This window comes from Devosia insulae DS-56 (genome assembly GCF_000970465.2).
GTDB lineage: Bacteria > Pseudomonadota > Alphaproteobacteria > Rhizobiales > Devosiaceae > Devosia_A > Devosia_A insulae.
In genome coordinates, this window is the sequence record NZ_LAJE02000039.1 from 1 (window position 1) to 3,979 (window position 3,979).

Here is a 3,979-nt window from a genome sequence, read left to right on the forward strand (position 1 = left end):
GGCCAGGGCTTCGGCAAGCGTCGCTTCGGCTTCGGCCTCGCGGCCGAGGCGCTGGTAGGCGGCGGCCAGCAGCATCATCGGGCGGCCCGAGGCCGGGGTAATGGCGATGGCGCGCTGCAGCCAGTCGATGGCGGCGGCGTCGCGATCCATCAACAGGTTCACCCAGCCGGCGCCGAGCAACCAGGTCCAGCGGCCGACGGCCGGGGTATCGAACTGGTCAGCCTGGTTGAAGGTCACGAGCGCGTCTTCGAAACGGCCGAGCTGCAATTGCGCGAGGCCGATATGGTAGAGCGCGATGCCGTTCCACGGGTCAAAGCTCAACGCCCTCGCGCAGGCAACGAGGCTCTCGCTGAAGCGGGTGGTGGCATTGAGGAAGCGGCAATAGGCCTCGAGCACGGCGATGCTGCTGGGCTTGAGCCGCAAGGCGCGCTCCAGCGTCGCCCTGGCGCTCGTTTCCGCCGCCTTGCCGTCGTCCGGCGCATACCAGACCATCTGGATGCCGCGCAGCTGCAGCGCCGCGAGGGCGACGGCGAGATCGACATTTTCGGGGTCGGCCACGGTGGCGGCCTTAAGCATCTGCTCGGCCTCGCCAAAACGTTCCGGCGAGGTCTGGGTGAGAAAGGCCGTGGCCTGCTCGATCACCACCTTGGTGTCCTGCCGGGCCGCTGCGGCATCGCCGTTGAGCAGCGCGTTGAGGCGCAGCGCCAGCACATGGCCGATGCCCGCTGCGAGCCGCGCCTGCTGCAATGGCAGGTCGGCATCGCCGATCTCGACGGTCACCGAGGTCACCGACTGCAGCTGATGGGTGGCGCTGTCGATCAGGCGCGCCTCGGCGGTCCAACTGGTGCCGGCCAAGCGGATCTCGCCGCTCACCACATAGTCCGCAGCAAGGTCGGCGCCGTCCGCCGCGACCCCGACGATATTGTCGATGCGGGCCAAGCCATCGCTGAGGCGGGTGGTGACGCCGGCCGCCGTGGCGGTCAGTCGGCCGTCATCGCCTGATGTGGTGAACGCCACGACGGCAATGCTGGTCGGGCCGTGCCGCGTGGGCGCCAGCAGCAGCGACCCGGCGGCGGCGAGGCCGATGACCACCGCCGCCGCGAGGAGGCCGAGGGTCAGCGGCGAAAGCCTGAACCGGTGCACCGGCGGCGCTATGGCCCGCGCGCTGACCGCGGCTTCGTCGGCCACCGCCGCGGTGAGCTCGACATCGAACACATAGCCCTGCCCCGAGACCAGCCGGATCATCCGGCGCTCGTCATCGCCCAGCGCCGTCCTCAGTTCCTTGATGCGCTGGAACAGGCTGTCTTCGCCGACATGGACGTTCGGCCAGACGGCGTCCATCAGCTGCTCTTTGCTCAGCAGCCGCCCGGGGCTGGCGACGAACACCTGCAGCATCTCGAGGGTCTTGGGCCTGAGCCGGATGGCGGTGCCGTCGGCACGGCGCAGCTCGGCCCGCTCGCGGTCCAATTCAAAACCGGCAAACCGGATCACCGTGCCACCCATGCCCCGAACCGGTGCGTGCCATAGCAGATCGCGCCCGGTTTTGCCCCGTCTGACCACAATATCAGAAACTGTTCAGAAACCGAGCCCTCGGCGTCAGGACTCTTTGCGCGGCGGCGTGAGACGATTGTGGCGGGTCAGACTGCCGGTCGCCTCGGGCATCACCGGCAGGTCGGGGAATTCGGGGGCTCCTACTTGCGTAACTGGTGCCAGCAGGCGGCCGCTGCCGCGGCGCATGGTCTTGTCGTGGTATTCGCCATGCTGATGTGGCTGGGCGCCGCCGGCGGGGCAGCGGCGCAGCCCGTCATCACCGATGTCGATGCCTACGACTACCAGGGAGCAGAAATTCTGCAGTTCGGCGGGGGCACCTTCGTCACCATCACCGGCAGCGGTTTCACCGGCGCGACCGATGTGCGCTTCGGAGGAGTGCCAGGGAATTTTCTCCTGAGCGTCGTCGATGACAACACGATCCGGACAATGTCGCCGGCAGGGCCTTTCGGCACCAGCGTCAGCGTCACCGTTGAAACGCCTCTGGGCACCAGCGCGCCGAGCAGTACACTCCTCACCTATGGCAATTCCTATCAAACCGCCGTCGGTTCGGTGACTCCAGCAGCCGGCCCCGCAGCGGGCGGCACAACCGTGACCATCCTCGGCAGCTGGTTTACCGGGGCCAGCAAAGTCGAGTTCGGCTCCACATTGGCAACGAATGTTGTCGTAGTGGACAATTCGACGATCACCGCCACTGTGCCGGCCGGAACCGGGACAGTCGATATTTTCGTCACCCCTCCCCACGGTGACGCCTATTGTGCATGTGGGATGGGCGGCGACCCGCCGGCCACCTACACCTACATCCCCGCGCCCGTTATCACCGATCTGTGGGGCGTCGCCTTTCATGGCGGCGAGGAGCTCATCCAGTTCAATGGCTCGAGCCCGGTCACCATCATCGGCAGCGGTTTCACCGGCGCCACCGCCGTGCATTTCGGTGGCGTGCCATCGGTGGTTTTCCTCGAGGTTGTCGATGACACGAGGATCCGAACCTACGCGCCATCGGGCACGTTCGGCACCAGCGTCAGTGTCACCGTGACCACGCCCGGCGGCACCAGCGCACCGAGCAGCAAGCTCCTTAAATACAGCAGCACGCGTCAGCCCGGCATTGCTACGGTCACCCCCGCATCCGGCCCGGCCGCAGGCGGCACCACGGTGACCCTCACCGGCATCGCCTTCAGCGCGGCGAGCAAGGTCACGTTCGGCACCACCCCGGCGACCAGCTACGCGGTGGTGGACGATACGACGATCACCGCGGTTGCGCCGGCGGGCGTTGGAACCGTCGATGTCTTCGTCACCAATGTCATCGGCGTTGCCAACTGTGCATGCGGGTATGGCGGCAATCCCGCGCCAAAATTCTCCTACATCCCGGTGCCGACGATCACCGATGTCACTGCCTTCAGCTTTGCCGGGGCCGAACTTCTGCAGTTCGATGACACGGAGCCCGTCACCATCACCGGCGCGGGCTTCACCGATGCGACCACCGTGCTGTTCGGTGGCGTGCCGTCAGCTGGTGGTCTCACAGTTGTCGATGACACCAGGATCACCACCCGCGCGCCGAGCGGAACGTTAGGGACCAGCGTCAGTGTCACCGTGACGACCCCTGGCGGCACCAGCGCGCCGAGCACCCAGCTGCTCACCTACTCCAGCATGTATCAGCCCAGCGTCGGCTCGGTGACCCCCGCATCCGGCCCCGCCGCCGGCGGCACCGCCGTCACCATCACCGGCAGCCACTTCTCGGGCGCGAGCGCGGTCAGCTTCGGGACCACTCCGGCGACGAGTTTTGCCGTGGTCGACAGCCAGACCGTCACCGCCGTGGCGCCGCCGGGCGTTGGAACCGTCGACATCTTCGTCAGCAATGCCATCGGCGTTGCCAATTGCGTGTGCGGGATGGGTGGCAATCCCGCGCCGAAATTCACCTACATCCCGGGGCCGGTGGTGGCGAAACTCGTCCGCAATGGCGGCAGCACCGTGGGCGGCGATACCGTCGTGTTGACCGGCTCGTCGTTCACCGGCGCAACGGCGGTCTCGTTCGGCGGCACAGCCGCTGCGAGTTTCACCATCGACGGCGCCACCCAGATCACCGCCGTCACCCCTCCTGGCAGCGGCAACGTCAATGTCAGGGTCGTCTCGCCCGGCGGCACCAGCAGCACCGGCCCGGAGAACCTCTACTATTACGGCGCACCGCCGCCGGTGCTGACCGCCGTCACGCCCGCCTCCGGCCCGGAAGCCGGCGGCACCAGCGTGAGCATCACCGGCAGCGGCTTCAGCGGTGCCTCCAATGTGCTGTTCGGCGCCACCCCGGCCACCAGCTTCAGCGTCGACAGCGACACCGCGATCACCGCCATTTCGCCTCCTGGCACCGGCACGGTCGATATCTTCGTCGATGCCCCCTGCTGCACCAACGCGCCGAATGGCAGCTTCACCTACATCC

General features: G+C 67.3%; 2 protein-coding genes. One reads left to right on the forward strand and one right to left on the reverse strand.

What is annotated here, in order from left to right:
• On the reverse strand, nt 1-1,503 hold a 1,503-nt coding region (locus tag VW23_RS01385), incomplete at its 3' end, for a winged helix-turn-helix domain-containing protein (RefSeq protein WP_069907808.1).
• A gap of 126 nt (nt 1,504-1,629) precedes the next feature.
• Between VW23_RS01385 and VW23_RS01390 the strand changes: the two genes are divergently transcribed.
• Nucleotides 1,630-3,979: IPT/TIG domain-containing protein (locus VW23_RS01390; protein ID WP_176730300.1), on the forward strand; the 2,350-nt coding region annotated here is incomplete at its 3' end.